Source organism: Pseudomonas sp. R1-18 (assembly GCF_051132095.1).
Lineage (GTDB): Bacteria > Pseudomonadota > Gammaproteobacteria > Pseudomonadales > Pseudomonadaceae > Aquipseudomonas.
Map to the genome: position 1 here is coordinate 2944844 of NZ_CP071658.1, position 26224 is coordinate 2971067.

At 62.1% G+C, this 26224-nt stretch carries 25 protein-coding genes and 1 pseudogene; 5 read left to right on the forward strand and 21 right to left on the reverse strand.

What is annotated here, in order from left to right; all coding sequences use genetic code 11:
• The first annotated feature begins 393 nt into the window (after nt 1-393).
• From oxlT to J3P77_RS13530, 3 genes are all read left to right on the forward strand, one after another.
• Nucleotides 394-1668: an oxalate/formate MFS antiporter gene (gene oxlT, locus J3P77_RS13520; protein WP_434677126.1), complete on the forward strand. Its 1275-nt coding sequence runs from the start codon at nt 394-396 to the stop codon at nt 1666-1668.
• Between the two features lie 78 nt (nt 1669-1746).
• The gene (locus J3P77_RS13525) at nt 1747-3336 is read left to right on the forward strand and encodes a gamma-glutamyltransferase family protein (RefSeq protein ID WP_434677127.1); all 1590 of its coding nucleotides are present in this window, start codon (nt 1747-1749) and stop codon (nt 3334-3336) included.
• Nucleotides 3337-3427: 91 nt separating this feature from the next.
• Nucleotides 3428-4327, forward strand: a complete 900-nt coding sequence (locus tag J3P77_RS13530) for an AEC family transporter (RefSeq protein ID WP_434677128.1) — start codon at nt 3428-3430, stop codon at nt 4325-4327.
• Between the two features lie 86 nt (nt 4328-4413).
• On the opposite strand, the gene J3P77_RS13535 is transcribed toward J3P77_RS13530, so the two are convergent.
• From J3P77_RS13535 to J3P77_RS13610, 16 genes and pseudogenes are all read right to left on the reverse strand, one after another.
• The gene (locus J3P77_RS13535) at nt 4414-5238 is read right to left on the reverse strand and encodes an alpha/beta fold hydrolase (protein ID WP_434677129.1); all 825 of its coding nucleotides are present in this window, start codon (nt 5236-5238) and stop codon (nt 4414-4416) included.
• Nucleotides 5239-5649: 411 nt separating this feature from the next.
• On the reverse strand, nt 5650-6399 hold the full coding sequence (gene phnP, locus J3P77_RS13540) for a phosphonate metabolism protein PhnP (RefSeq protein WP_434677130.1): 750 nt from the start codon (nt 6397-6399) through the stop codon (nt 5650-5652).
• Complete coding sequence (gene phnN, locus J3P77_RS13545; RefSeq protein WP_434677131.1) at nt 6390-6956, reverse strand: phosphonate metabolism protein/1,5-bisphosphokinase (PRPP-forming) PhnN; 567 nt, start codon at nt 6954-6956, stop codon at nt 6390-6392. The genes phnP and phnN overlap by 10 nt, the downstream gene beginning before the upstream one ends.
• Entirely contained in the window at nt 6956-8101 is a 1146-nt protein-coding gene (locus J3P77_RS13550) for an alpha-D-ribose 1-methylphosphonate 5-triphosphate diphosphatase (protein ID WP_434677132.1), read from the reverse strand. The genes phnN and J3P77_RS13550 overlap by 1 nt, the downstream gene beginning before the upstream one ends.
• Nucleotides 8095-8811 (reverse strand): phosphonate C-P lyase system protein PhnL, encoded by a 717-nt coding sequence (gene phnL, locus J3P77_RS13555; RefSeq protein ID WP_434677133.1) that lies wholly within the window; start codon nt 8809-8811, stop codon nt 8095-8097. Before phnL ends, J3P77_RS13550 begins: the two co-directional genes overlap by 7 nt.
• A 22-nt stretch (nt 8812-8833) precedes the next feature.
• Nucleotides 8834-9655 carry a phosphonate C-P lyase system protein PhnK gene (gene phnK / locus J3P77_RS13560; RefSeq protein WP_434677134.1) on the reverse strand — a complete coding sequence of 274 codons (822 nt, stop codon included), beginning with the start codon at nt 9653-9655 and terminating at the stop codon, nt 8834-8836.
• Nucleotides 9652-10515 (reverse strand): alpha-D-ribose 1-methylphosphonate 5-phosphate C-P-lyase PhnJ, encoded by an 864-nt coding sequence (locus J3P77_RS13565; protein ID WP_434677135.1) that lies wholly within the window; start codon nt 10513-10515, stop codon nt 9652-9654. Before J3P77_RS13565 ends, phnK begins: the two co-directional genes overlap by 4 nt.
• On the reverse strand, nt 10512-11606 hold the full coding sequence (locus J3P77_RS13570; RefSeq protein ID WP_434677136.1) for a carbon-phosphorus lyase complex subunit PhnI: 1095 nt from the start codon (nt 11604-11606) through the stop codon (nt 10512-10514). The genes J3P77_RS13565 and J3P77_RS13570 overlap by 4 nt, the downstream gene beginning before the upstream one ends.
• Nucleotides 11606-12202 carry a phosphonate C-P lyase system protein PhnH gene (gene phnH / locus J3P77_RS13575; protein ID WP_434677137.1) on the reverse strand — a complete coding sequence of 199 codons (597 nt, stop codon included), beginning with the start codon at nt 12200-12202 and terminating at the stop codon, nt 11606-11608. Before phnH ends, J3P77_RS13570 begins: the two co-directional genes overlap by 1 nt.
• Nucleotides 12202-12669, reverse strand: coding sequence for a phosphonate C-P lyase system protein PhnG (gene phnG / locus J3P77_RS13580; protein WP_434677138.1), 468 nt, complete (start codon nt 12667-12669; stop codon nt 12202-12204). The genes phnH and phnG overlap by 1 nt, the downstream gene beginning before the upstream one ends.
• Entirely contained in the window at nt 12666-13370 is a 705-nt protein-coding gene (phnF, locus tag J3P77_RS13585; protein WP_434677139.1) for a phosphonate metabolism transcriptional regulator PhnF, read from the reverse strand. The genes phnG and phnF overlap by 4 nt, the downstream gene beginning before the upstream one ends.
• Before the next feature lie 31 nt (nt 13371-13401).
• On the reverse strand, nt 13402-14190 hold the full coding sequence (gene phnE, locus J3P77_RS13590; RefSeq protein WP_434677140.1) for a phosphonate ABC transporter, permease protein PhnE: 789 nt from the start codon (nt 14188-14190) through the stop codon (nt 13402-13404).
• A gap of 58 nt (nt 14191-14248) precedes the next feature.
• Nucleotides 14249-15256: a phosphonate ABC transporter substrate-binding protein gene (gene phnD, locus J3P77_RS13595; RefSeq protein ID WP_434677141.1), complete on the reverse strand. Its 1008-nt coding sequence runs from the start codon at nt 15254-15256 to the stop codon at nt 14249-14251.
• A gap of 74 nt (nt 15257-15330) precedes the next feature.
• Nucleotides 15331-16164, reverse strand: coding sequence for a phosphonate ABC transporter ATP-binding protein (phnC, locus tag J3P77_RS13600; RefSeq protein ID WP_434677142.1), 834 nt, complete (start codon nt 16162-16164; stop codon nt 15331-15333).
• Between the two features lie 216 nt (nt 16165-16380).
• Nucleotides 16381-17145: a methyl-accepting chemotaxis protein gene (locus tag J3P77_RS13605; protein ID WP_434682008.1), complete on the reverse strand. Its 765-nt coding sequence runs from the start codon at nt 17143-17145 to the stop codon at nt 16381-16383.
• A 138-nt stretch (nt 17146-17283) separates the two neighbouring features.
• Nucleotides 17284-18351, reverse strand: a pseudogene (locus tag J3P77_RS13610) (HAMP domain-containing protein); the annotation flags it as partial.
• Between the two features lie 142 nt (nt 18352-18493).
• Here J3P77_RS13610 and J3P77_RS13615 point away from each other — a divergent pair.
• Entirely contained in the window at nt 18494-19321 is an 828-nt protein-coding gene (locus J3P77_RS13615; RefSeq protein ID WP_434682010.1) for an HDOD domain-containing protein, read from the forward strand.
• A 120-nt stretch (nt 19322-19441) separates the two neighbouring features.
• Here the strand turns inward: J3P77_RS13615 and J3P77_RS13620 are convergent, their stop codons facing one another.
• Nucleotides 19442-20449, reverse strand: a complete 1008-nt coding sequence (locus J3P77_RS13620; protein WP_434677143.1) for an alpha/beta fold hydrolase — start codon at nt 20447-20449, stop codon at nt 19442-19444.
• Between the two features lie 271 nt (nt 20450-20720).
• Between J3P77_RS13620 and J3P77_RS13625 the strand changes: the two genes are divergently transcribed.
• Nucleotides 20721-21656 carry a LysR substrate-binding domain-containing protein gene (locus J3P77_RS13625; RefSeq protein WP_434677144.1) on the forward strand — a complete coding sequence of 312 codons (936 nt, stop codon included), beginning with the start codon at nt 20721-20723 and terminating at the stop codon, nt 21654-21656.
• Nucleotides 21657-21659: 3 nt separating this feature from the next.
• On the opposite strand, the gene pstB is transcribed toward J3P77_RS13625, so the two are convergent.
• From pstB to pstS, 4 genes are all read right to left on the reverse strand, one after another.
• The gene (pstB, locus tag J3P77_RS13630) at nt 21660-22439 is read right to left on the reverse strand and encodes a phosphate ABC transporter ATP-binding protein PstB (RefSeq protein WP_434677145.1); all 780 of its coding nucleotides are present in this window, start codon (nt 22437-22439) and stop codon (nt 21660-21662) included.
• Nucleotides 22439-23323, reverse strand: coding sequence for a phosphate ABC transporter permease PstA (gene pstA, locus J3P77_RS13635; protein ID WP_434677146.1), 885 nt, complete (start codon nt 23321-23323; stop codon nt 22439-22441). The genes pstB and pstA overlap by 1 nt, the downstream gene beginning before the upstream one ends.
• Nucleotides 23320-24315, reverse strand: a complete 996-nt coding sequence (gene pstC, locus J3P77_RS13640) for a phosphate ABC transporter permease subunit PstC (RefSeq protein ID WP_434677147.1) — start codon at nt 24313-24315, stop codon at nt 23320-23322. The genes pstA and pstC overlap by 4 nt, the downstream gene beginning before the upstream one ends.
• 84 nt (nt 24316-24399) lie before the next feature.
• A complete protein-coding gene (gene pstS / locus J3P77_RS13645; RefSeq protein ID WP_434677148.1) occupies nt 24400-25419 on the reverse strand; it encodes a phosphate ABC transporter substrate-binding protein PstS in 1020 nt (339 codons plus the stop codon).
• Nucleotides 25420-26224: the final 805 nt, after the last annotated feature.

The window sequence follows — 26224 nt, forward strand, 5'->3', positions numbered from 1 at the left end:
AGCTTTCATCGCAAAATCAGGCGGCCGGAGCAGATGCCGTGCGCCTTCGAGGTGCAAGCGCACTGTCACTGGGCATGCCAGCAAGGCCATAGAATCGGGATATTTCAATTCTGTCCGTTTGGCGACACAGCTTGGCTCATTAGCGCTAGATGACCCTTGCGGGAAAGCGTAAGGTCTTGGTTGTTCAACCAGTTTTATATGCACTTTCAAATATGAACCAACTGTGAATCACACAGGAATAAACCGTGCCCGCCATCTAATACCTGATTCAACATCACTCAGATTTACAAACTTATTCCAACTTCATTAATAAATATGGCACACCCCTTGCTAATTACTGGCATGCCCACCCGATATCTTCGGGCAACCTGTTAATACAGCGAGGAATCTTCCATGATCAGCAAGACGCTCGATCTGAATGCCACCACCACTGCAAACACACAATCACGCTGGTACCAGCTGGTGGCCGGCATGGTGTGCATGATGGCGATTTCCAGTCCGCAATACGTCTGGACTTTGTTCACCGGCCCATTGACCATAAAACTCGGCGCCTCATTGGCCCAGGTTCAAATAACGTTTTCCCTGTTGATTGTTCTTCAGACTTTCTTTTCCCCTGTTCAGGGTTTTCTGGTTGACCGATTCGGTATTCGCAAGTTGATTGCCGTTGGCTGCGCGGTATCCGGTCTTAGTTGGGTATTGGCCAGTCATGCCAACTCGCTGACCTCGCTGTACCTTACTTATGGTCTGCTGGGCGGTCTGGGCACGGGCATTGTCTATGTCGGCATCATCGGGCTGATGGTTCGCTGGTTTCCCGACCGCCGCGGTCTTGCGGCCGGCGCGGTAGCGGCCGGCTACGGCATGGGCGCGATGATCACCACCTTCCCGATCAGCAACAGCCTGCGCGACGTCGGCATGGAGACCACCATGACCACGTTCGGCGTCATTCTGGGCATTGTCGGTCTGATCGCTTCACAGTTTCTGCGCCAGCCGCCTGCTGCCCGCGAGATAGCCCAGCCGCAAGTAGTGGCGACGGTTGCCGACTTCACGCCCAGACAAATGCTCAAGACCAAGGTGTTCTGGCTGATGTTCGCAATGTTCGCCATGATGTCCACCTCGGGTCTGATGGTGACCTCGCAGATGGCCAGCTTCGCCAAGGATTTCGGCATGACCGACGTAATGGTGTTCGGCATGGCCGCGTTGCCGCTGGCCTTGACCATCGACCGCATCTGCAACGGCCTGACCCGGCCTCTGTTCGGCTGGATCTCGGACCGCTGGGGCCGCGAGAACACCATGGCGTTCGCGTTCTTCTTCGAAGGCGTGGCCATGACTCTGTGGCTGACCACCAGCGACAACCCTGTGCTGTTCGTGCTGCTGTCGGGTGTGGTCTTCCTGGGTTGGGGCGAAATTTTCTCGCTGTTCCCGTCGACCCTGACCGACACCTTCGGCACGAAAAACGCCACTACCAATTACGGCTTCCTGTATATGGCGCAAGGCATCGGGTCGATCTTCGGCGGTCCGGTCGCGGCACTGTTGCACCAGTACACCGACAGCTGGACACCGGTCTTCGCGGTAGCCATCAGCTTCGATATCATCACCGCCTTCCTGGCCTTCTTCGTACTCAAGCGCATGCGCAGTAACTGGGTCGCCAAAAACGCCGTGGTTGCCTGAGTCCGTCGTCACGGGCAGGCGCGCTCCTGCCCGAACCATGCCCGCACGAACCGGGTTGCCTGAACAAGGAATCATCTGATGCTCAACACCACCCTCGCCGCTCGCGGTATCGCCGTTGCTCCGCACAGCCTCGCCGCCCAGTCGGCGCTGGCGGTCCTGCGCGAAGGCGGCAATGCCATTGAAGCGATGGTCGCTGCTGCCGCGTCCATCGCGGTGGTTTACCCGCACATGAACAGCCTGGGAGGTGACGGCTTCTGGCTGATCGTGCCACCGTCCGGTGCGCCCGTCGCAATCGATGCCAGCGGCCCCGCAGGAAGCCTGGCAACGCTGGAGCGCTACGCCGACCTGCCGCGCATTCCCTCGCGCGGCCCGTCCGCGGCTTTGACCGTTGCCGGTACCGTCGGCGGTTGGCAGGAAGCGCTGGCCGTGTCAGGGGAAATGGGCGGCAAGCTGCCGGTGTCCCGCCTGCTCGCCGACGCAATCCACTACGCCAGCGCCGGTATTCCGGTGACCGAGTCCCAGCACGCCGCGACCCGCGGCAAACTGGCTGAGCTGCAGGACATACCGGGTTTTGCCGACACTTTCCTTCAGGAAGGCGAAGTGCCCGCCGCCGGCGCGCTGTTTCGCCAGCCGCGACTGGCGCAGACTCTGAACACCCTGGCGAACGAAGGCCTGGACAGCTTCTATCGCGGCAAATTGGGCGACGACATCGCCGAGGATCTGCAAGCGCTGGGCTGCCCGGTCACGCGCGACGACCTTGCTGGCTATCGCGCCAGACGCGTTCGACCGCTGGAGCTGACGCACAGTGCCGGCACCGTCTACAACCTGCCGCCACCCAGCCAGGGCCTGGTTTCGCAACTGATTCTGGGCATCGCGGATCACGCCGGGTTAAGCGATTGTGAGGCGGACAGCGCGGCCCATATTCACACGCTGGTGGAAGCCACCAAGCTGGCGTTTGGCGTGCGCGACGAGCACATCACCGATCCACAGGACATGACCATCGACCCGCAAGCCTGTCTGACGCCCGAAGCGCTGCAGAGCATGGCGCAGCAGATCGACCCGGAGCGTGCCGCCGCCTGGGGTCAGGGCAAAGGTCCGGGCGACACGATCTGGATGGGCGTGATCGACAGCAACGGGCTTGCCGTTTCGTTCATCCAGAGCATCTATCACGAGTTCGGCAGCGGCGTTGTACTGCCGCGCAGCGGCCTTAACTGGCAGAACCGTGGTGCCTCCTTCAGCCTGGACCCGGCCCACGTGCTGGCATTGCGTCCGGGCAAAAAGCCGTTTCACACCTTGAACCCCGCCGCCGCGCGACTGGCCGATGGTCGCACGCTGGTCTACGGCACGATGGGTGGCGACGGTCAGCCGCAGACCCAGGCCGCAGTGTTCAGCCGTTATGCCGTGTTCGGTCAGTCACTACAGCAAGCGGTCACCGCGCCGCGCTGGCTGCTGGGCCGGACCTGGGGCGAAAGCAGTGACTCGTTGAAACTGGAGTCCCGTTTTGCTCCGCAGGTCATAGACCGCCTGAAAGCATTAGGTCATGAGGTGGAAGTGCTGGGCGCGTTTACCGAAACCATGGGCCATGCAGCAGCGGCCGTACGCACGCCCAACGGCCTGTTCGAGGGTGCATTCGACCCGCGCAGCAATGGTGCCGCCGCCGGTTACTGAGCCGGCATGACCCGCGCCGCCCGCCCGGCGTGGAGGAAAAAACGGTCGCGCTCAGTCATACTGCGCGGCCATTCCTCATGGAGCGAGACCCGTGGCCGTTACCCAAGCCATCCTGCCGATATTCCTGCTGATTGTTCTGGGTTACGTACTGGCAAGGCGCGGCGCCCTGTCGACAGAGGGCAATCGGGCGCTGAGCAATCTGGCGTTCAAGCTGTTTCTGCCGATGGTGCTGTTTACCGGCATGGTCCATGCCCATCTTCAGGACGGCCTGGACCTGAGCATCCTCGCGGCTTATTTCATACCGGCGCTGCTGGTGTTCTCGCTGGTCAATCTGGTTGTCCACCGCTTCGTTCATCGCCCGACACCCTTCGGCCTTACCGCCAGCTTTTCCAACAACATGCTGATCGGCCTGCCACTGGTTGCCGATCTGTTCGGCAACCCGGGGCTGGTGCTGTTATTCACTGTGATCGCGGTGCACAGCCTGTTGCTGTTCAGCTTTCAGAGCTTTTACGAAAGTCTTGCTGGAGACGCCCCGTTCAATGCGCGCACGCTGGTGTCCAGCCTCGCCAACCCGATCATCATCGGCCTGCTGCTGGGCATGGCGGTCAACCTGTCCGGCGTGCCGCTGCCCGGCTGGGCAGACCAGCTGAGCGGCTGGCTGGCCCACGCCGCCCTGCCCTGCGCGCTGATCGTGCTGGGCGCCAACCTGGCCGGCTACCGTCTGACGCCCAGCGCCGAGGCATTGGGCATCAGTTTCGCCAAGCTGGCGCTGATGCCGCTACTGGTGTTGCTGGCCTGTGTCCTGCTGAATATCGATGGCATGCCGCGCGCGGTGCTCATGCTGATGAGCGCCTGCCCCTGCGGCGTCAATGTGCTGGGCTTCGCCCGTGTGCTGGAAGATAGCCAGAAGACCAGCTCGGCAATCTGCCTGACCACCGCGCTGTCGGCTGTTACTCTGCCTGTCTGGATGTGGATCGCCACGCAGGTCTAGAACCGGTTCGGGACCCAAGGGTTGAGAAGCCTGGGTTCGAGAGGCCGGCCGGCCTCCCGAACAGGGTGGATCAGCAGGGATGGAAGCTAGGGTTGGCGGATGAACTCCAGCAGATAACGATTGATCTCGTCGGCCAGGGTCGTGCACATACCGTGCGGCGCGCCGGGGATGATCTTCAGTACCGCGCCCTGAACCAGTTCCACGGCCTTGAGCGCCGAAGCGCCGAGCGGCACGATCTGGTCGTCGTCGCCATGCAGGATCAGCGTCGGTACGTCGAAACGGCGCAAGTCTTCGGTGAAATCGGTTTCGGAGAACGCCTTGATGCAGTCCAGCTCGCCCTTGATCGAACCCAGCATGCCGATGGCCCAGAACGCATCGATGATGCCCTGTGAAGCTGGCGCACCCTCTCGATTGAAACCATAGAAAGGCACCGCCAGGTCTTTGAAGAACTGCGAGCGGTTGGTGGCAACGCCCTCGCGGATCTGGTCGAACACCTCGATGGGCAGGCCGTCAGGGTTGGCTACGGTCTGCAGCATCAGCGGTGGAACAGCGCCGATCAACACCGCCTTGGCAACCCGCGACGTCCCATGACGGCCGATGTAACGGGCCACTTCGCCGCCACCAGTGGAGTGGCCGATCATGATCGCTTCCTTGAGATCCAGCGCCTCGAACAGCTGCGCCAGATCGTCGGCGTAGGTGTCCATCTCGTTGCCGTCCCAGCTTTGTCCGGAACGACCATGGCCCCGCCGGTCATGGGCGATAACCCGCAGCCCGTGGCGCCCCAGGAAATTCATCTGGCTGTCCCAGGCATCGGCGTCCAGCGGCCAGCCGTGGGAGAACACCACCGGCTGACCGGTCCCCCAGTCCTTGTAGTAAATCTCGGTACCGTCTTTGACTTTCAACAGGCTCATAGCGAGTGATCCTCGTGTGATGTAGAGCTATCAGGAGAAAGCGACGTTCGAGCGACGTACACCGGACCCGGCGCGTCGAAGGTGCGGGTTGAGCCTAGACGTGACTGGGCAGGATGCACGATGCCGGCGGGCGGCTGCCTAATGTGTCTGCAGCGACCGACAACTTCGCTCGCCTGCGATCTGGCGCGCAGCGGGAGCAAGGCCTTGCTCAAGCGCGCATGCAGCTCTTGCGGGCAACGCCAGTCCATGTAGGAGCCAGCTTGCTGGCGAGATCTTCGATCAGGCGATGAAGATGTGTGATCAACACGGGCGTCCTCGCCAGCAAGCTGGCTCCCACAGGACTGCGGCACACTTCGGACCTGAAGACACAAGCGAGCCTGCTCCTTCAGGTACTGCGCCAAGCCTTTGGGATCAGATCACCATCCCTTCCCGCCCGACCAGCACGTTCGCAGGCAGTTGACGTGGCTCGGCGATCAGCCAGGCGTCCAGGGTGTGGCCGATGTGGGTCAGGATGGCGCTGGCCGGTTGCAGCTGTTCGATGGTCTTCAGCGCGAGCGTCAGGTCGTTGTGGTTGCGTGGGGTTTGCGGCTGCGGCGGCATGGAGCAGTCGAGAATCAATGCATCCAGCCGCTGGCCCCGCAGATAACGAGCGGTGTCATCAGGCAGGCCGACGGTGTCGGTCAGATACGCCAGCGTCCGGCCGCTACCTTGCAGCAAGTAGCCGAAGGTCGGCCTGGAATGCACCAACGGCAGCGCGGTGACTTGCAGACCGCCGAACGTACGGGTTTCCAACGCTGCGAAGGGCTGGCTGAAGTCCAGAATCCCGGGATGCTTGTACAGGTCCGCCAGTCCTTCCGGATCGGCCGGCCCGTGAACCGGTATCACCAGCCCCTGCCCCCAGCGCAAGTGCAGCAAGCCCTGTGCATGGTCGGCGTGGTAATGGGTCTGCAAAATGCCGCTCAGGCTGTGCGGCGCAAACCGCTCGGTGAGGTCCGGTAAACCGCTGTCGATCAACCAGCGCTGCCCGTCACACTCGATCAATGCGCTGCACGGCAGGCGTCGCAGACGCGCATCCGCCGACGCCGCAACACAGGCCGGGCATGCACAGCCATAGACCGGAACCTGCCGCGCGTCGCCGGTGCCCAGCAGCGTCAGGCGCATGCAGGTTGATGCTCTATATGGCTGATCAGCGCGGCGACGGTTTCCTGCAGGTCGCCGGAGTTATCCAGCAGCCGCACCGACGGGTTGCCAGACAGCAGCTCGCCGGCGAAGCGCGCATTGCGCTCCAGTCGCGCTTCGATTTCCACTATTGATTCGCGTCCCCGCGCCAGCAGACGGCGACGCAGCACGTTCTGCTCGACGGTCAGCAGCACCGCGAGCAGCCCCGGATAACGCTGTTGCGCCTGCGGCAAGTGCGCCCGAGAGCCATTGATCAACACGTCATGCCCCTGTTGCAGCCATTGATCGATCTCGATCGGGATGCCGTAGTGCAAGCCGTTGGCCTGCCAGCTCAAGGCGAACGCGCCTTGCTGGCGCATCGTCTCGAACTGCTCGACGCTCACCGCCTGCGCCGCTTCGCCAACCGCTTCGGCCGAACGAGTAATCACCCGCCGCACGATGCGGCAGCCGCGCGCCGCCAGCGTTTCGCGCGCGGCGTCCAGCAGGCTGTCCTTGCCTGAACCGGACGGCCCGATGAGATAGATCAATCTGCCAGCCATCAGAACACCCTCTTGCCTTGTCGCCACACGCTCTGGATCACCGGCAGGCTGCCGTGTGTCCGCGCCTGGACCAGGTCGGCGCGCAAACCGACCCGGATTTCCCCGCGATCCATCAGCCCTGCCGCCCTGGCGGGCGCGCCGCTGACCGTATTGATTGCCTGGGCAAGCGTCTGCTCGTCGTCCGGTTGAGCAAGCATGAACGCCGCCTGCAGCAGGCTGGCCGGATAATAATCGCTGGACAGAATATCCAGTAGCCCTTCTCGGGCCAGATCGGTCGCCGCCACATTACCGGAGTGCGATCCGCCGCGCACCACGTTCGGCGCCCCCATCAACACGCTCATGCCCAGCCGCCGGCAACTGTGCGCGGCCTCCAGCGTGGTCGGGAACTCGGCAATGTTCATCCCGTAACCCGCCGATTCCTCGACGTGGGCCGCAGTCGCGTCATCGTGGCTGGCAATGGCCAGATTGCGCGCATGGCACAGTTGGACAATGGCACTGCGGTAGGCATCGGCGTAACGCGCGGAGTTCGCCACCTGCTCGACGATGAAACGCTCCATGTCTTCAGGGCTGAGGTGGTACTTGCCCATGTAGTACTCGCGGTACTTTGATTCGAGGGCAAACTGGCGCTGGCCGGGAGCGTGATCCATCACCGAAACCAGCTGCACCAGTGGCTGCCCGACCAAATCGCGAAACACGCCCAGGGTGTCCGGATGGCTGACCTCGCAGCGCAGGTGCAGCAGGTGCTCGGCGCGAGTCAGGCCAGCGGCGTTGGCGGCGGCGATGGCTTCGAGCATGGCCGGCAGTTGCTGCATGCGTTTGCCTTTGGGGTTGACGTCGCCGATGGACAGCGCGTCAAACACCGTGGTGATGCCGGCGGCGACAATCTGGGCATCATGACTGATGACCGCCGAGGTCGAGGGCCAGTCCACGCCGGGGCGCGGCGAAAGGTGCTTTTCCAGATTATCGGTGTGCAGCTCAACCAGACCCGGCAACAGATAGTCGCCTTGCAGGTCCAGCGCCTGGCTGACCGAACTGCGGCCCGCCGTGACATCGACGATCACTCCGTCGCGACTGACCACGGTGCCGCTGAATACCTGCTCGCCGGTGACGATCCTGGCATTGGTAAAGATCTGTTCGCTCAGCATTGCAGCAACTCCTTGGCAGTGAGGTCCAGCGGGGTCATGTCCAGATGGCGGTCGGCAACTGCCTCACGGGCGATGCGGTCATGGAAAATGCCGATCACGGCAGTGCCCGCGGCCTTGGCTTCGTCGATCAGTTCCAGCACCACCTGGCCGTTGGTTTCGTCCAGCGATGCGGTGGGTTCGTCGAGCAACAGGACCGGCCAGGGCACCATGAAGCCGCGGGCGATGTTGATGCGCTGCTGCTCGCCGCCGGAAAAGGTGCTCGGCGCCAGCTGCCAGAGGCGTGGAGCGATGTTGAGCCGGGTCAGCAACGCTTCGGCGCGCTGTCGCGCCTGATCACGCGGCCAGCCTCGCGCCAGCGCCGGCTCCATCACCACGTCAAGGCTGCTGACGCGCGGGATGACGCGCAGGAACTGGCTGACATAACCCAGCGTGCGCCGCCTGACGTCCAGCACCTGGCGCGGCTCGGCACCCACCAGCTCGACCCATTGCCCATCATGTTGCAGGCGAATGCTCCCGCCTGCCGGCAGATAGTTGCCATACAGCGTGCGCAGCAAGGTGCTTTTGCCTGCTCCGGAATGGCCGTGCAGGACCAGACATTCGCCGCCCCGCACCGAGAAATTCAGGCCGCGCAGCACGTTGAGTACCACGCCGTTCTGTTGATGCAGCGTGAAGGTTTTCGAGAGGTCACGGACCTCGATCAAGGTATTCATCAGACGCTTCCCTTTGGCCGGTTCACGGTTGCAGTACCGAGGACACCAGCAGTTGCGAATACGGGTGCTGTGGATCGTCGAGGATCTGGTCGGTGAGGCCGGTTTCCACCACCTCGGAGCGGCGCATGACCATCAGCCGGTCGGCCAGCAGACGCGCCACGGCCAGGTCGTGGGTGACGATCACCACCGCCAGGTCCAGTTCGCGCACGAGGCCGCGCAGCAGGTCGAGCAGTCGTGCCTGCACCGACACATCGAGGCCGCCGGTAGGCTCGTCCATGAACACCAGTCGCGGGCTCGACACCAGATTGCGGGCGATCTGCAGGCGCTGCTGCATGCCCCCGGAAAAGGTACGCGGCAAGTCGTCGATGCGTTGCGGGTCGATTTCCACCTGGCTCAGCCAGTCCAGCCCCGCGCCGCGCAATGCGCCGTAGTTGCGAACGCCCTGTGCCATCAAACGCTCGCCGATGTTGGCTCCCGCGGAGACGCCCATGCGCAGGCCGTCCCTGGGGTTCTGCTCGACAAAGCCCCATTCAGTGCGCAGCAACGTGCGGCGTTCGGCTTCGCTGGCGCTGTACAGGTCAAGCCAGCGGTGCTGCGTGTCGCGATAACCGACGTTGCCGCGATCCGGCGGGCAGCGACCGCTGAGCAGCGACAGCAAGGTCGACTTGCCGGAGCCGGACTCGCCGACAATGCCCAGCACCTCACCCGGATACAGGTCGAAGCTGACGTCCTTGCAGCCTTTCTCCGGGCCGTAAAGGCGCGTCAGTCCACGCACCTTGAGCAGTGGCTGGTCGCGCCCGGCCTGACGACTTTCAACAACTGGCAAGCTTGGGGCGGCGGTCATTCGCGGCCCTCCTTCTGGCTGACGCGCTGCGCGCAGTAATCGGTATCGGAGCAGACGAAACTCTGGGTGCCCGCATCGTCGAGGATCAGTTCATCAAGATAGGAATCGCGACTGCCACAGATAGCGCAGCACTGCTCCCAGCGCTGCACTTCGAAAGGATGGTCCTCGAAATCCAGGCTCGTCACCCGCGTGTACGGCGGCACGGCGTAGAGCCGCTTTTCCCGTCCGGCACCGAACAGCATCAGGGCCGGGCTCATGTCCAGCTTGGGGTTGTCGAATTTGGGGATCGGCGACGGGTCCATTACGTAGCGCTCGTCGACCATCACCGGATAGGCGTAACTGGTGGCGATATGGCCGAAAGTGGCGATGTCTTCGTAGAGCTTGACGTGCATGACGCCGTAGTCGTCCAGCGCATGCATGGTGCGGGTCTCGGTCTCCGACGGCTCGATGAAGCGCAGCGGTTCGGGAATCGGCACCTGATAGACCAGAATCTGCCCGGCTTGCAGCGCGGTTTCCGGAATCCGGTGACGGGTCTGGATCACTGTCGCCTCAGGGGTTCGCTCAGTGGTGGCGATACCGGCGGTGCGCGAGAAGAACCTGCGGATGGACACCGCATTGGTGGTGTCGTCGGCGCCCTGGTCGATAACCTTGAGCACGTCCTGCGCACCGAGGATCGCGGCGGTCAGCTGCATGCCGCCGGTGCCCCAGCCGTAGGGCAGCGGCATTTCCCGACCGCCGAACGGCACCTGGTAGCCCGGAATGGCCACGGCCTTGAGCAACGCGCGGCGGATCATGCGTTTGGTCTGTTCGTCCAGATAGGCGAAGTTGTATTCGCTGTCCCGGGTTTGCGCTGCGTTCATTGTTGGTTCTCCCCAGGCTTGATCTCTGAAGCGGCGGCCGGCTTGCGCAGTTTGCGGATCAGCTCCAGCTCGGACTGGAAGTCCACGTAATGCGGCAGTTTGAGGTGCGAGACGAAACCGGCAGCCTCGACGTTGTCGCAGTGCGACAGCACGAATTCTTCCTGCTGTGCCGGAGACTGGATCTGCTCGTTGTACTCCTCGGCTCGCAGCGAACGATCCACCAGCGCCATGCCCATCGCCTTGCGTTCCGCCTGACCGAACGCCAGGCCATAGCCACGGGTGAACTGTGGTGGTTCGCTGGCCGAGCCGACGAACTGGTTGACCATCTCGCATTCGGTGATTTCGATGGCGCCGAGGGTGATGGGGAAACCCAGCTCCTCCGGCTCGATCCATACCTCTACCTCTCCGATGCGGATTTCACCGGCGAACGGATGGTTGCGGCCATAGCCGCGTTGGGTCGAATAACCCAGCGCCAGCAAGAAACCCTCGTCACCCCGCGCCAGCGCTTGCAGGCGTTCGGCGCGGCTGGACGGATACTCCAGAGGCTCACGAGTGATGTCAGCAACGCTCTGGCCGTCATCGGCTTCGGTCTTGATCAGCCCTTCCCTGGCCAGCACATCCAGCACCCGCGGGCACGGCTCAAGCGGCGCATCAGGCGTGATGCTCGGGCCCGGATATTCGCCTTCGGCCAGCAGGGTGAAATCCAGCAGGCGATGGGTATAGTCGAACGTCGGCCCCAACAGCTGCCCGCCCGGCACGTCCTTGAAAGTTGCCGACAGCCGTCGGCTCAGTTGCATGCTGGAAGTATCGATCGGCAGGCTGGCGCAAAAGCGCGGCAGGGTCGTGCGATAGGCGCGCAGCAGAAAGATTGCTTCTACCAGATCGCCGGCCGCCTGCTTGATGGCCAGCGCCGCGAGTTGCTCGTCGTACAGCGAACCTTCGGTCATGACCCGGGCGACCGCCAACGGCAATTGCTGGCGGATCTGCTCGACGCCCAGTTCCGCCACGGCGGTATCGCCACGACGGCGGCTGGCCAGCAAGCGGTGGGCATTATCGATGGCGTGCTCGCCACCTTTCACGGCGACATACATCAGGCACGCTCCTGTACACGAGTGCTGCGCGGCAGGCCGATGATCCGGCTGCCGGCCAGAAAGAACACATCCAGCCCGCGCGGGAATTCGTTGCGCGCGGCGCGCTGGCTCCAGAATCCGGCAGGCACCGGCAGATCAGTGCAAATCGCCTGTTCGATCCCCGGCCCGCTCCAGTGCAGGGACGCGCCGCCATTGAGGTCAGGCAGCTGGACCAGCAAGGTGCAGGACTGGTCCGGATAGCGGTCGTTGCCGGTATCGAAGTCGCTCAGATCGTCGGCGTAGGCGCCATCGAGCAATGCGAAACGTGCGGCGCGGCGCTCGCTGACCAGTGGACAGCCGCAGTGAAACGCCAGGTTGGCGCGAATGGCCGGCGTGTCGAACGCCGGCGCCAGCCACAGTGGCGTGTCCAGATCCAGCAGGGCCAGGCACAAGGCGTGGGTCGCGCTGTCGAGGCCGTGCAGCGCGGGCGGCAGTTGCGCCGGCATCAGCGTTTGCACGACGCCGGGACGAGCCAGGGCGTCGAGCGCGGCGCGAAAGCTGCGCTGGGCATCGAGCACCGGATCGTTGAAGGCCGGTTGCAGAAGGATGGCGTTCATCAGTCTTCTCCTCGAACCAGGGTAAAGAACTCGACTTTGGTTGCCGCGGTTTCGGCATCCTGTCGCGCCCGGCGCGCGGCTTGCGCCTGTGCCAGCGGCTCGATCAACTCGTCCAGCCACCATGCCTGGCGAGCGCCTTGCAAATGCGCGTCCGCCAGTGCGGCCAGTTCGGCGTGGCGCTTGTCACGCCCGGCCAGATAGCTGTAACCGGTACGCCCGTCGGCCAGTCGGACCACACAGCGGGTGACGCTCATTTCGCCGACGTTGAACGCCGCGCCGGTCCCGCCCATGCGGCCGCGCACCAGCGTCATGCCGATTTCCGGGGCGCGAATCATTTGATATTCGGTGTCGCATAGCGCGCTCTGGTGAGGGCTCAGTTCCTCGAACCGGGCACGCGCGAGGATGCCGATCCAGCGCTGGCGAGCAGCGAGGTCCGGCGACAGTTGCGCGGTAGATGTCTGCGTCATGTTGTCACCTGATATTGGAAGCGATCCGAGCGGCTGGTGGACTGGGCAAGCTCCACCGGGCGTCCGGAACGATCACTGGAAACGGTCAGCACGGTGAGTACCGGCAAGTGGCGTGGCATCAGCAGCAGCCCTGCTTCTTCACGCCCCGGCAGGCGCGCGCCGATCAGACTCAGATCGCGGCTCAACGGCAGCTCGCGGTCCGCCAGATACTGGCGAACCGACCCGCCCCGATAGTCCGCGAGCAACTCGGTCAGGCTGGCGCAGTAGCGATGACGGATCAGGCTGACTGGCTGGCCGTCGAGCTTGCGCAGGGTCTGCAGTTCGATCAGCGGTGCGTGTTCGGCAAGGCCCAGATGCCGGGCATCTTCGCGGCTGGCGACGCAGGGCCGACGCAGCAACAGCACCGCTTCGACGCCCACGCCTTGCGCTGAAAGCGACTGGCTGTAGGCGCTGTCGGCCTGGACCGGATAAATCAGCGGGCGATCCAGCACCTGCGTGCCCTTGCCCTGGCGGCGCAGCACGCTGCCTTCGCGCACCAGCTCGTCGATGGCACGACGTACCGTGTGGCGATTGACACTGAAGCGCTCGGCCAACTGGAACTCGGCCGGCAGATATTCACCCGGCTGGTAGTCGCCAAGCTCCTGGCGCAAGGTGTCCGCCAGTTCGCGGTACACCGGTTCTGCTTGTCTAGACAACTGCATGTTTAAAAAAAGCGCCGTGCGGCACCCCTCGTCAGATGAATTGCTTGCGCAAGCGCTGGGACACGATGTCGATCAGGCTGACCACAATGATGATCACCAGCAGCACGGCGCTGGTCTGCATGAACTCGAACGCGCGAATGTTCTCCCAGAGGATCACGCCGATCCCGCCCGCCCCGACCATGCCGACCACGGTGGCCGAACGCACGTTGGACTCGAAACGATACAGAGCATAGGAAATCCACAACGGCATGACCTGCGGAATGACGCCGTAGATGACTTCCTGCAGAGCACTGGCCCCGGTTGCCCGCACGCCTTCCACGGGTCCCGGATCGATGGCTTCGACGGCTTCGGCAAACAGTTTCGCGAGGACCCCGGTGGTGCTGATCCACAGCGCCAGCACACCAGCGAAAGGGCCCAGACCTACCGCCACCACGAACAGCATGGCGAACACCATTTCGTTGATCGAACGGAACGCGTCCATGCAGCGGCGCAATGGCAGATGCACCCACCACGGCGTGATGTTCTCGGCGCAGAGAATGCCCAGCGGCACCGAACAGACGATGGCCAGCACCGTGCCCCACAGCGCAATCTGGATCGTGACCAGCATTTCCTTGAGGTAGCTGCGCCACTCGCGGAAGTCAGGCGGGAAGAAATCCGACGCGAAGGTCGCCATGTTGGCCGAGTCGCGGACCAGCGCCAGCGGGTTCATTTCCGCGCCCTGCCAGGCCCAGGCGAGCGCCGCCAGAAGCAGCCCCCAACCCAGGTAAGCGGTCCAGCCGCGTTTGCCGACGGCCTGGGCGTTTGCAACGTAAGTGGTCATATGCAATTCCTGATAAGAAACCGAACGGGCGCGGCCTTGTGCGCCGCGCCCTGGCCGATCAACCGGCGCTGCTGGCACCGGCCTTCTTGTTCAGCTCGGTGATGCGCTCCTGCAACTTGCCAAGGCTGGCGTCGATATCCTTGAGACGCGTGGCTTTCTCGTCCGCGCTCAGGGTGTTGCTGGCGTTTACTTCAGTACGCTGCTTGAACAGTTCCAGCTGGCGGATCGGCAACAGCTGATCGTCACTGGAGGTAATGAAGCGGCCTTGCTGCATGTTGGCGAGCACTGCCTTCTCCTCGGCGCTGTCACCGTAGCCGGTAAAGAATTCGCGGATTTTGTTCTTGTTCTCGGCCGACAGCGTCTTGCTCCAGACCATCGGATCGGACGGGATGATCGGCGACTTCCAGATCACCTTCAGTTGCTTGAGGCTGTCTGGCTGGGTCACGGCCAGGCGGTCCCAGCCTTCGCTGTTGAACGTCGCGACATCCAGCTGGCCCTTGGCGACGCTCAGCGCGTTGACCTCGTGACTGGAGTTGAGCGCGCGTTTGAAAGCGGTCGAGGCGTCAACATGGTTCTGGGCGAACACGTAGTAGCCAGGCACCAGGTAGCCGGAGGTGGAGTTCGGATCGCCGTTGCCGAAGGTCAGGGTTTTGGCATTCTTGAGCATGTCCTCGACCGAGTTGATCGGGCTGTCCTTGCGCGCGATCAGCAGGCTGTAGTACCCCGCCGAGCCGTTGGCTGCGGTGGTCTGGGCAAAGATCTCACCATTGGAGCGGTCCACCGCCTCGATGGCCGCCTTGTTGCCGAGCCAGGCCACGTCGACCTTGTTGAAGCGCATGCCCTGAATCAGCCCGGCGTAATCCGAAGCGAACGTGGCGTTGATTTTCAGACCGGTCTGCTTGCCCATGTCGTCGAGGAACGGCTGCCAGATGGCCTTGAGGTTTTGCGAAGACTCGGTGGACATGATGCCGAAGTTGATAACCTTGTCATCCGCCTGAGCAGTGCCCAGCACACAGCTGGTCAGCAAGGCGGCAGACGCGAGGACGCGACCGATGCGGTTGAACATGTAAGCGCTCCTGAGTGGTTTCATGCGGTTGAATGCGCTCGCATGAGTGCATTCGTTGGATGGGACGGTGGGAATCAGATTTTGGCCAGCGCCAGCGGTGGCGCGCTGTCGGCACGCCGGCCCTGAGTCGAGATCATGAGACTGGTGTCCACATCGGCCCCGTAAAGGTCGTTGAGGAACTGGCTGTCGAGATCCTGGGCGGCGCCGTCGAAATGGATGCGTCCGCTCTTCAGGGCGACGGCACGCGGGCAATAACGCACGGCGTAGTCGACCTGATGCAGAGTGACGACCACGGTTTTGCCGTCGCGGCGGTTGATGTCCGCAAGAATCTCCATGACCCTGCGCGCCGACTCCGGGTCCAGCGAGGCAATGGGTTCGTCGGCCAGAATCACTTCAGCCTGCTGGGTCAGCGCACGGGCAATGGCCACGCGCTGTTGCTGGCCACCCGACAGGGTCGATGCGCGCTGACCGGCAAGATCGGCAAGGCCGACGCGCTCCAGCGAGGCCATCGCACGCTGCTTTTCCTCGGCGTTGAACATCGCAAGGTTGCCGCGCCAGCGCGACATGCGGCCCAGGCAGCCAATCAATACGTTGTCGAGCACGCTTAGTCGATTGACCAGGTTGAATTGCTGGAAGATATAGCCGATGTCGGAGCGCAACCGGCGCACCTCGCCGTTCAGGCGGCCGGCAGCCTGCACCTCGCGGCCCAGCACCCGGACCTGACCGCCATTGGCGCGGTCGCAGCACACCAGCCCTGCCATGTGGCGCAGCAGCGTGGACTTGCCGGAACCCGAAGCGCCGATCAGCGCTACCATTTCGCCCTGTTGTATAGACAACATGAGGTCTACCAAAGCGCTCTTGCGTGAAAAGGTCTTGTTCAGACCGTCGACATGGATCGCAGCGTTCATGAAAAGCTTCTCTGTCTCGTTGGCAACCGGTGAGGTCGCGTTCGGTTGTCAGCAAGACTGGACCCCGGTTATTGCAGGGGCATGAACTGTCTATTACGAGGCGATAACAGTTTTTCGGCGGTTATGTTTCAGGAAGGCGCGCAGCAAGCGCGAAGAAGACGGGGCAAGGCAGTGAAGACACCGCCGGCCATTGCGGCCGGCAGTGTCGGGTCAGGGTCAGATGCGGAAACTGCCCACCAGCTGTTGCAGGCGCGCAGCCTGCTCTTCGAGCGAATTACAGGCGGCCAGAGTCTGGCGCAGGTTGTCGACGCCCTGCTGGTTCAAGGTGTTGATCTGGGTAATGTCGACGTTGATCGACTCCACCACCGAGGTCTGTTCTTCGGTAGCTGCCGCGACCGACTGGTTCATGCCGTTGATTTCGTCAATCCGACGGGTGACGCTGCCCAGTCGCTCGCCCGCACGATTGGCCACGGACACGCTGTCCTCGCTCTGGCGCTGGCTTTCGGTCATGTTGCCGACCGCCTCGCGAGCGCCGACCTGCAGCTCCTCGATCATGGTCTTGACCTGTTGAGCGGAATCCTGGGTGCGGTGCGCCAGGTTACGGACCTCGTCGGCCACCACCGCAAACCCACGCCCGGCCTCGCCGGCGCGCGCCGCTTCGATCGCGGCGTTGAGCGCCAGCAGGTTGGTCTGCTGCGAAATACTGGTGATCACTTCGAGGATCTGCCCGATGTTGGCAGTCTTCTCATTCAGGCTTTCGATATTGACGCACGAATCGCTGATCTTGCCGGACAGCTGGTGCATGGCGGTGATGGTCTGCTGCACCACGCTTTGGCCTTCACCGGCCAGCTGACTGGCGTCGCTGGACTGCTGCGAAGTGCGTGCGGCGTTCTGAGCGATTTCCTGGGCGGCGGCGCCCAGCTGATTGATGGCGGCGGCAACGCTTTCGGTGCGGTAGGCCTGCTGATCCGAGTTGGTCATCGAGGCGTTCGAGACCTGCACCACACGGGTTGCAACCTCACCCAATTGACTGGCAGTGCTCGCCACTTCGCGAATCGAGGCATGAATACGCTCGACGAAATGGTTGAACGAATGCGCCAGCTCGCCGAATTCGTCCTGCGAGGTAATCGCCAGACGCTTGGTCAGATCGCCCTCGCCGTTCGCGATGTCGCGCATGGCCCGGCCCATCTGATGCAGCGGTTGCATCAGGACCCGGATCAACAGGCCGAGCAGCAGGATGATCCCGAGCACCACGACCACCATCGCAGTGATGGCCGAGGTACGGAATTCGCTGAGCATCGCATAGGCGGCGTCCTGTTCCAGCACCAACCCGACGTACCAGTTGGCCGACGACACGCCTTGCACCGGTGTGAAGGAAATGATCTCGGCCTTGGCCCCCGATTCGATCTCGGTCACGCCTGTCGTGATACGCGGGGTGTTGACCGGGTACGCTTCACTGATGTTCTTGAGCACCAGCTTGCTGTCCGGGTGAACCAGGATCTTGCCCTCCGCACTCACAATGAACGCATAGCCATGACCGCCGAAGTTCAGCGAGTTGATGGTCTTGCTGATGCTGTCCAGGGAAATATCCGCGCCCGCCACGCCTGCCAGTTGGCCCTGGATCTTGACCGGCGTCGCCAGAGTCACCACCAGTTTGCCCGAGGATGCGGCGATGTACGGTTCGGTGACAATGGTGCCCGGCGCGCCCTGCGCCGCCTTGTACCAACCGCGGGCGCGGGGATCGTAGTCAGCGGCACGGTTACCGGCCGGAATCGAAAACATGACGCCGCCGGTACTGCCGAAGTAACTGAGCTGGAAGTTGTCGGTGTACGCCGACAGGCCGATGGCCCGCTGCAACTGTGGCTTCTCGAAGCCATCCACGGCGATCTGCTGCGCCATGGATTGCAGAAGCTGGATGCGACTTTCCAGCCAGGTCTGGATGTTCTGAGTAGTCAGGCTGCCCAGCTGTTGCAGCTCGGTCATGACACTGGTTTTCAGCGACTGCCGTTGTCGGTAATCGTTGACGACAATGAAGCCACTGAAAGCGACGACCACGATCAACGCGGCCGCCAGAAGAATTTTTCTGCTGAAACCCAAATTTCTCATCATCTCTTGCACGTCCACGGCGGTAACTAATAACGGCGGTCCGGAGCGACCACCAGCAAACTTCAGGTTGAGCCGTGACATCGCATGGTCCTGGCTTGCTCTGTATCGGCAGCTTCGGCTGAGACTTGCGTCCCATTTTTGACGGACCCGAGTACACGCGAAAACGTGCAGGTCGGAAAAAAATGGCTATCGTTTGGAGCATCCCGCCGTAATGAGGACCGCCCTGATGAGCATTGAAAAACTGTTTGACGATCTGCACAGCCTGCCGAGCATTCCCAAAGTCGCTCAAGACCTGATGCAGCAGTTCGACAACCCCTCTTCCAACCTCGAAAGCATCGCCCGCAACATCGAGAAAGACCCGGTGATCGCCGCCAAGGTGCTGCGCCTGGCCAACTCTGCGCGGTTTCGCGGTTCGCGGGAGTCCTCCAGCATCGAAGACGCAGCGATGCGCCTGGGCTTCAACACCTTGCGCACGCTGGTGATGGCGTCGGCGGTGACCGGCGCGTTCAAGGCCGGACCGAGCTTCGATCTGAAGGGGTTCTGGCTCAAGAGTTTTCAGGTGGCGGGCATCTGCCGGATGCTGGCCAAGCAGAGAGGAGTCGACCCGGAAATCGCCTTTACCTGTGGGGTCATGCATAACATCGGAGAACTGCTGATCCAGACCGGCGCACCGGAAGTCGCGGAACGTCTGAACACAGCGGCCCGGCCAGGCGCACCGGGCCGGGCCGCCAACGAGACCCTGCAACTGGGTTTCGGTTATCCAGAGGTGGGCGCGGAACTGGCGCGCCGCTGGCATCTGCCCCAGATCATCCAGGAGGCGATCGCCTATCAGGCTCGTCCCGTCCAGGCACCGGACAACGCGCCCCTGCCGCGCATCGTGGCGCAGGCCATTGTGATTTCCGACGCACTGGAAGCCCACGGCGGCGCCACCCCGCAGGCCCGGCAGGCGGCTAGCGGCCCGTTGATGCAAGGCATTGATCTCGACGCGCTCTTCGCCGGCCTGCCAGCGGTGCTGGAAGCGGACAAGGCGTTTGCCGAGTTATTGGGGTAAGGATGTAACTGATGGAGGCAGGAGCGCGCTTGCCCGCGACGGGCCGGTACGCTCCTCACAGCCGGATGCAAAGCACAACCGGGAGCGCCGCCCGGTCGGCTCTGCAGGTGGCGTCAGGCCTTACAGCGCCAACCCTTTCACCAGCGCCTTGTTGAACCCGACAGGGTCTTCCATCTGCGGCGCGTGGCCCATGCCTTTGAATTCCACCAGCTGCGCACCGGGAATCATCTGCGTGACCTGTTTGCCCAGCACCGGGTAATTGCCGATGCGCGCCTTGACCTCCGGCGAGGCAATATCACTGCCAATGGCTGTGGTGTCCTTGTCGCCGATCATCAGCACGGTAGGCACCTGCAATTTCGGGAATTCATAAAACACCGGCTGAGTGAAGATCATGTCGTAGATCAGCGCCGAGTTCCACGCGACCACTTTCTTGCCAGGGCCGTTGCTCAAGCCGGCCAGCATATCGACCCACTTGTCGTACTCGGGCTTCCAGCGGCCGTCGTAGTAGGTTTTTTGCTCGTAAGCACGGATACCTTCAGCCGTGACCTTCAGCTCGCGCTCGTACCACTGATCAACCGTGCGATACGGCACGCCGAGCGCTTTCCAGTCTTCCAGGCCGATGGGGTTGACCATCACCAGCTTCTCGGTCTGCGCCGGGTACATCAGCGCGAAACGGGTGGCGAGCATGCCGCCGGTGGAATGGCCGATAACCGAGACCTTGTCCACGCCCAGTTTCTGCAACAAGGCGCGGGTATTGCTGGCCAGCTGGTGGAAGCTGTATTGATAGTGTTCAGGCTTGGTGGAGGTGCAGAAGCCGATCTGGTCGGGCACCACCACGCGGTAGCCCGCGGCGGCCAGGCCCTTGATGGTGTCTTCCCAGGTCGCCGCGCAGAAGTTCTTGCCATGCAGCAGCACTGCGGTGCGGCCGTTGGCCTTGCCGGTCGGCGCGACGTCCACGTAGCCCATTTCCAGGCTCTGGTCCTGGGACTGAAACGCGAACTTGTGCAGCGCGTGCGGATAGGCGAAACCTTCCAGCTGCTGACCGTAAGTCGGGGCTTGAGCCTGGGCCAGTGCAGCGCACGGCAGGGTTATCGACAGCAACAGACCGGCAATCTTTACAGCCCGCATGCGGGTACCTCCTCTAGATGTGGATCGCTGTAGGTGTGGGTTGCAAACGAGCGTGCCAGAGCGGCGCGCAGGCCTGCAAGTAAACCCTATTCCCACTTCGGATTCGCCTGTTTCCTACATCAGACGCAGCCCGAAACGTAAGAATACGTTTCACCATCTGCCTGGCGAAAAGCTGGACGCCCGCTCCCGCGCTTCCCTAGACTGACCCCTGCCCCGCGGGAACCCGTTGAACTCAAGGAGCAGGCGATGTATCCGGTACCAAGGAATAACGATGAACCGAAATGAACTGCGCAAGGCTGACATCAACTTGATGGTGGTCTTTGAGACCTTGATGCAGGAACGCAACGTGACCCGCGCCGCCGAAAAGCTGTTTCTGGGCCAGCCGACCATCAGCGCTGCCCTCAACCGCCTGCGCAACCTGCTCAACGACCCGCTGTTCATCCGGGTTGGGCACCGCATGGAGCCCACGGCGCGCGCCCATGAAATCCTCAAGCATCTGACGCCGGCGCTGGACGCCATGTCCACCGCCTTGAGCCTGAGCACCGACTTCGACCCGTCAGTCAGCAAGATGACATTTCGCATCGGGCTGTCCGATGACGTGGAGTTCGGCCTGCTGCCGGCCATGCTGCACGCCATCCGCAAGGAAGCGCCGGGCGTGGTGATCGTGGTCAAGCATGTCGACTACCTGAATATCTCCGAAGTGTTGATGTCGGGCGACATCACCGTCGGCGTATGCATGACCCGCGAGCTGCCGGCCAACGCCAAGCGCAAGCTGCTGCGTAACGTCAAACCCTGCATGGTACGAGCCGACAAGCCTGTGGCCCCGATGACACTGGACGAATACTGCGCACGGCCGCATGTAGTGGTGTCCCACGTGGCCAGTGTCAGCAGTTTCGCGGATGAGTGGCTGACGGCCCTGGGGCGCAAGCGTCAGGTGGTGCTGTCGGTGCCGCAGTTCACCACCTTGCCGGCGTTGATGGCGGGGACCGATCTGATTGCGGGGTTATCCGATTATGCGGCCAGCGCGATGGGTGCGTTGGGTCTGCTGTACGACGAGCCCCTGCCCTTTCCGACGCCGGGGCTGGACCTGTCGATGACATGGCTGAGCGTGATGGACAATGACCCTGCCGAGCGCTGGTTGCGCGGCAGGATCGAGGCGTTCATGGGCGAGCAGCAAGGGCTGCCCGCGCTGAGCGTGGCTGGCTGAGAATCAGCCGAAACGACCGGTGATGTAGTCTTCGGTCTGGGTCTTGGTGGGCTTGGTGAAGATGGTATCGGTGTCGCCGTGTTCGATCAGTTCACCCATGAACATGAACGCGGTGTAGTCCGAGCAGCGCGCCGCCTGCTGCATGTTGTGGGTAACGATGATCACGGTGAACTGCTCCTTGAGTTCGGTGATCAGTTGTTCGATACGACCGGTCGAAATCGGGTCCAGTGCCGAAGTCGGCTCGTCCAGGAGCAGGACCTGTGGACGCAAGGCGATGGTGCGGGCGATGCACAGACGCTGTTGCTGGCCGCCGGACAGGCCGGTCGCGCTCTGCTTGAGCTTGTCTTTCACTTCGTCCCACAGCGCGGCGCCGCGCAGCGCCTGCTCGACGCGGTCTTCCATTTCACGACGCGACAGCTTCTCATGGTGCTTGATAGCGTAAGCGATGTTGTCGTAGATCGACATCGGGAACGGCACCGGCTTCTGGAACACCATGCCGACGTGGCTGCGCAGTCGGTTCATCGAGTAGCCAGGCGCCAGGATGTTCTCGCCGTTGAGCAGCACTTCACCGCGCGCTTCCTGCTTTGGGTACATCGCGTAGATACGGTTGAACACACGCAACAGGGTCGACTTGCCGCAGCCCGATGGCCCAATGATCGCAGTGATGCGCTTCTCCGGGATGATCATGTCGATGGACTTGAGCGATTTTTGCTGGTTGTAGAAAAACTCCAGACCGCGAACCTGGATCTTGGTTTTTTCGTTGGCAAGGGAAAGGTTGTTCATCAGGACGCCCTATTGCGCAGAAGAATTAAGCGAGAAAGCAGACTCAGGATCAATACGAACAGCGTCATGACCAGGGCACCGGCCCATGCCAGAGAATGCCAGTCATCGAACGGGCTCATGGCGTACTGGAACACCACCACCGGAACGCTGGCGATCGGTTTGAGCAGGTCACTGCTCCAGAACTGGTTGCCGAAGGCCGTGAACAGCAGCGGCGCGGTCTCGCCGGTGATGCGCGCCAGCGCCAGCAGCACGCCGGTCACCACGCCCGCCTTGGCGGCGCGCAGAACGATCTGCAGGGTCAGCTTCCATTGTGGTACGCCCAGCGCCAGTGCGGCTTCGCGCATGGTCGAGGGTTGCAGTTGCATCATTTCGTCAGTGGTTCGTACCACGACTGGAATCACCAGAAGCGCCAGCGCCAGCGAACCGGCAATCGCCGAGAACCCGACCTGGTGGCCGCTGAGGGCGTTGAGCGGCAGGACCACGACCGTGTAGACGAACAGGCCAAGCACGATGGAAGGCGCCGACAGCAGGATGTCGTTGATAAAGCGCACCGCGTTGCCCAGTTTGGTGTAACGGGCGAACTCGGCCAGCCAGATACCGGCCATCAGGCCAATCGGCGTACCGATAAGCAGGCCGATGCCGGACATCAGGATGCTGCCGTAGAACGCGTTCGCCAGACCACCTTCGGTGCCCGGTGGCGGTGTCATGCCGGTGAACAGTTGCAGGTTCAGGGCATCGATGCCCTTGATGATGGTGGTCAGCAGAATCCACACCAGCCATAACAGGCCGAACGCGGTGGCGCCACAACTGAGCACCATCGCGATCTTGTTCTTGAAGTTCCGAGCGCGATAGAGACGCTCGTTACCTGTCAGGTCCTTACTCATAACCCCTCCTTGCGCGACAGGCGCGACAGCATCAGACGTGCAAGGGCCAGCACGATGAAGGTGACGACGAACAGCAAGAAGCCCAGCGCAATGAGTGCCGAACGGTGCAGGTCGGTATAGGCCTCGTTGAACTCGTTGGCGATGACCGAAGCAATGGAACTGCTCGGCATCATCAGCGATGCGGAGAACTGGTGCGCGTTACCCAGTACGAAAGTCACCGCCATGGTTTCGCCCAGAGCGCGACCCAGACCGAGGAACACACCGCCGACCACGGCCGAGCGGGTGTAAGGCAGCACGATGTCCCACACTACTTCCCAGGTCGTTCCGCCCAACGCATAGGCCGACTCTTTCAGAGTGGTCGGCACGGTGCGGAAAACTTCCTGCATCACCGAAGTAATGAACGGCGTGATCATGATCGCCAGCACGATGCCCGCCGTGAGCATACCGATACCCAGCGGCGGACCCTGAAACATGACACCGACGAAAGGCAGGCTGCCCAGGTTTTCGGTAATCCATGGAGACAGGTTTTCAGCCATGAACGGGCCGAACACGAACAGGCCCCACATGCCGTAAATGATCGAAGGAATCCCCGCCAACAGTTCGATGGCCGAGGCAATGGGCATCCGCAACCAGGGCGGCGCGACTTCGGTCAGAAAGATTGCAATGCCGAAACTCACCGGAACGGCGATCAGCAGAGCCAGGAATGAGGTCACCAGCGTGCCATAAATGGGCACCAGCGCACCGAATTTACCAGCGTTCACATCCCATTCGGTGCTGGTCAGAAACTCCAGGCCAAAGGTTTGAAACGCCAGACTGCCGCCCCAAAGGGTCGACAAGGCGATACAACCCAGCAATGCAAGCACCAGCATGGCGGCGGCTTGCAACGAACGCTTGAACCACAGGTCGTGGCGGTGATCTCGCTTGGCGCGCTTCTCACCATCGGAATCGACATCAGTGACGGCAGCGGACAGATATTGGGTGTTTTCAGTCATGTTGAGTCCACTCGCAAGGAAAAGCCCCCGTCACCGGACCGATATCGCGGCCGATGACAGGGGTTGGCTACAGGCTTGAATCACTTACTTGGTGAATTCGGTTTTCCAGTAGTTTTCTACACGATCAACCAGCGACTTCGGCAGAGCGACGTAGTCCAGGGATTCGGCTTGTTTCTGGCCGTTTTCCAGGGACCATTTGAAGAAGTCGAAGGCAGCCTTGCTCTTCTCTTCGTTCTTGGCCTGCTTGTACATGATGATCCAGGTAGTGGCGGTGATCGGCCACGCGGTGTCGCCCGGAGCGTTGGTCATGATCAGACCGAAGTCCTTGGCGTTGGCCCAGTCGGCGGTGTCGGCGGCAGCGGCAAAGGCCTTGGCGTTAGGCTCGATGAACTTGCCGGCGGCGTTCTTCAGCTGGGTGTACGCCAACTTGTTGGTAGTTGCGTAGGAGTGCTCTACGTAGCCGATCGAACCCTTGATCTGCTTGACGTAAGCCGACACTCCTTCGTTACCCTTGCCGCCCACGCCAGCCGGCCATTGAACGGTCGAACCGAACTTCAGCTTCTCGTTCCACTCCGGGCTGACTTTGCTCAGGTAGTTGGTGAAGTTGTAAGTGGTGCCCGAGCCATCGGAACGGTGCACAACGGTGATCGCTGTGTCAGGCAGGGTGACGCCTGGGTTGAGGGCGACGATCGCTGGATCGTTCCACTTTTTGACAGTACCCATGAAGATTTTCGCCAGGGTCTCGCCATCCAGCTTCAACTCGCCGCTTTCGATGCCTTCGATGTTGACGATAGGCACGATACCGCCGATCACGCTCGGGAACTGACCCAGGCCGGCGGCCTTCAGGTCTTCGGCCGACATCGGGGCGTCGGATGCGCCGAAGTCAACGGTCGCTGCCTTGATCTGAGCGATACCACCGCCCGAACCGATCGACTGGTAGTTGATGCGGTTTTGAGAGTCCTTGGTGTATTCCTGAGACCACTTGGAAATAACCGGGAAGACGAAACTCGAACCAGCGCCTGTTACATCAGTCGCGTGAGCCACACCGCTCAGGCACAGCGAAGCGATCAGAAGCGACAAGCGTTTTTTAGTCAGCAGTATCACGGTAATACCTCAGTCCAGGAGATTTGTTTGGTGGTCCACTTAAGGAGGCCCGAGGCGGATTTAAACCCTGAAATGTTGCTGTTTAATGACAGTTGATCGAGTCATGCCTGAAAGCGGGATTTTTCATAGCCGATTTCCTACAGACAATGACTCGCTCGGCCGAGCGAAAGGCAATGAATTCGGGGGTTTGAGGGGATCTGGGCACCAATATCAGTCTGATATCAGAGCTTGCTAGCGGATTGCCATCTTTTACTCGGCCATGTTCGTCGCGCCGCCAATCCGGCTTCCTCGCGGGCAAAGCCAGTCCATGTGGGTGCCAGCTTGCTGGCGAGACCTTCAGCAGGCGATGAAGATGTGTGATCCACATTGGCCCCCTCGCCAGCAAGCTGGCTTGTATGCTTAGACTTGATGGGGTGGGCAGGACGGAAAGCTGAATCTCCCAAAAGAACCGCAGCGCTGCACGAAATGTAGGAGCTGGCTTGCCTGCGATCTGCCGGGAACCGGCAGCAAGATGGTTCATGCAGTATAAACAAGGTCGCCAGGATTACTGCCGCTACGCGCCAGATCGCGAGCCAGCTCACTCCCACGCCCTGCGGGCAGAATCAAAAGCGGATTCGCGGGCACCAGGAGTTTCTCCCTGCATACATCGCCAGCCCCGACGCCGCCAACCGCGACGTTGGTGCTGGCCGAGTGGAGGTGTCGCCGAGCCAGCGCCGCAGGGCCAGGGTCGGCCCATCGGCGCGGCCCGGTGGAGCGGCGCCGGAAGGAGGGAACCCCGCAGGGGCCCAGCCCGGAGCAGTGGCTT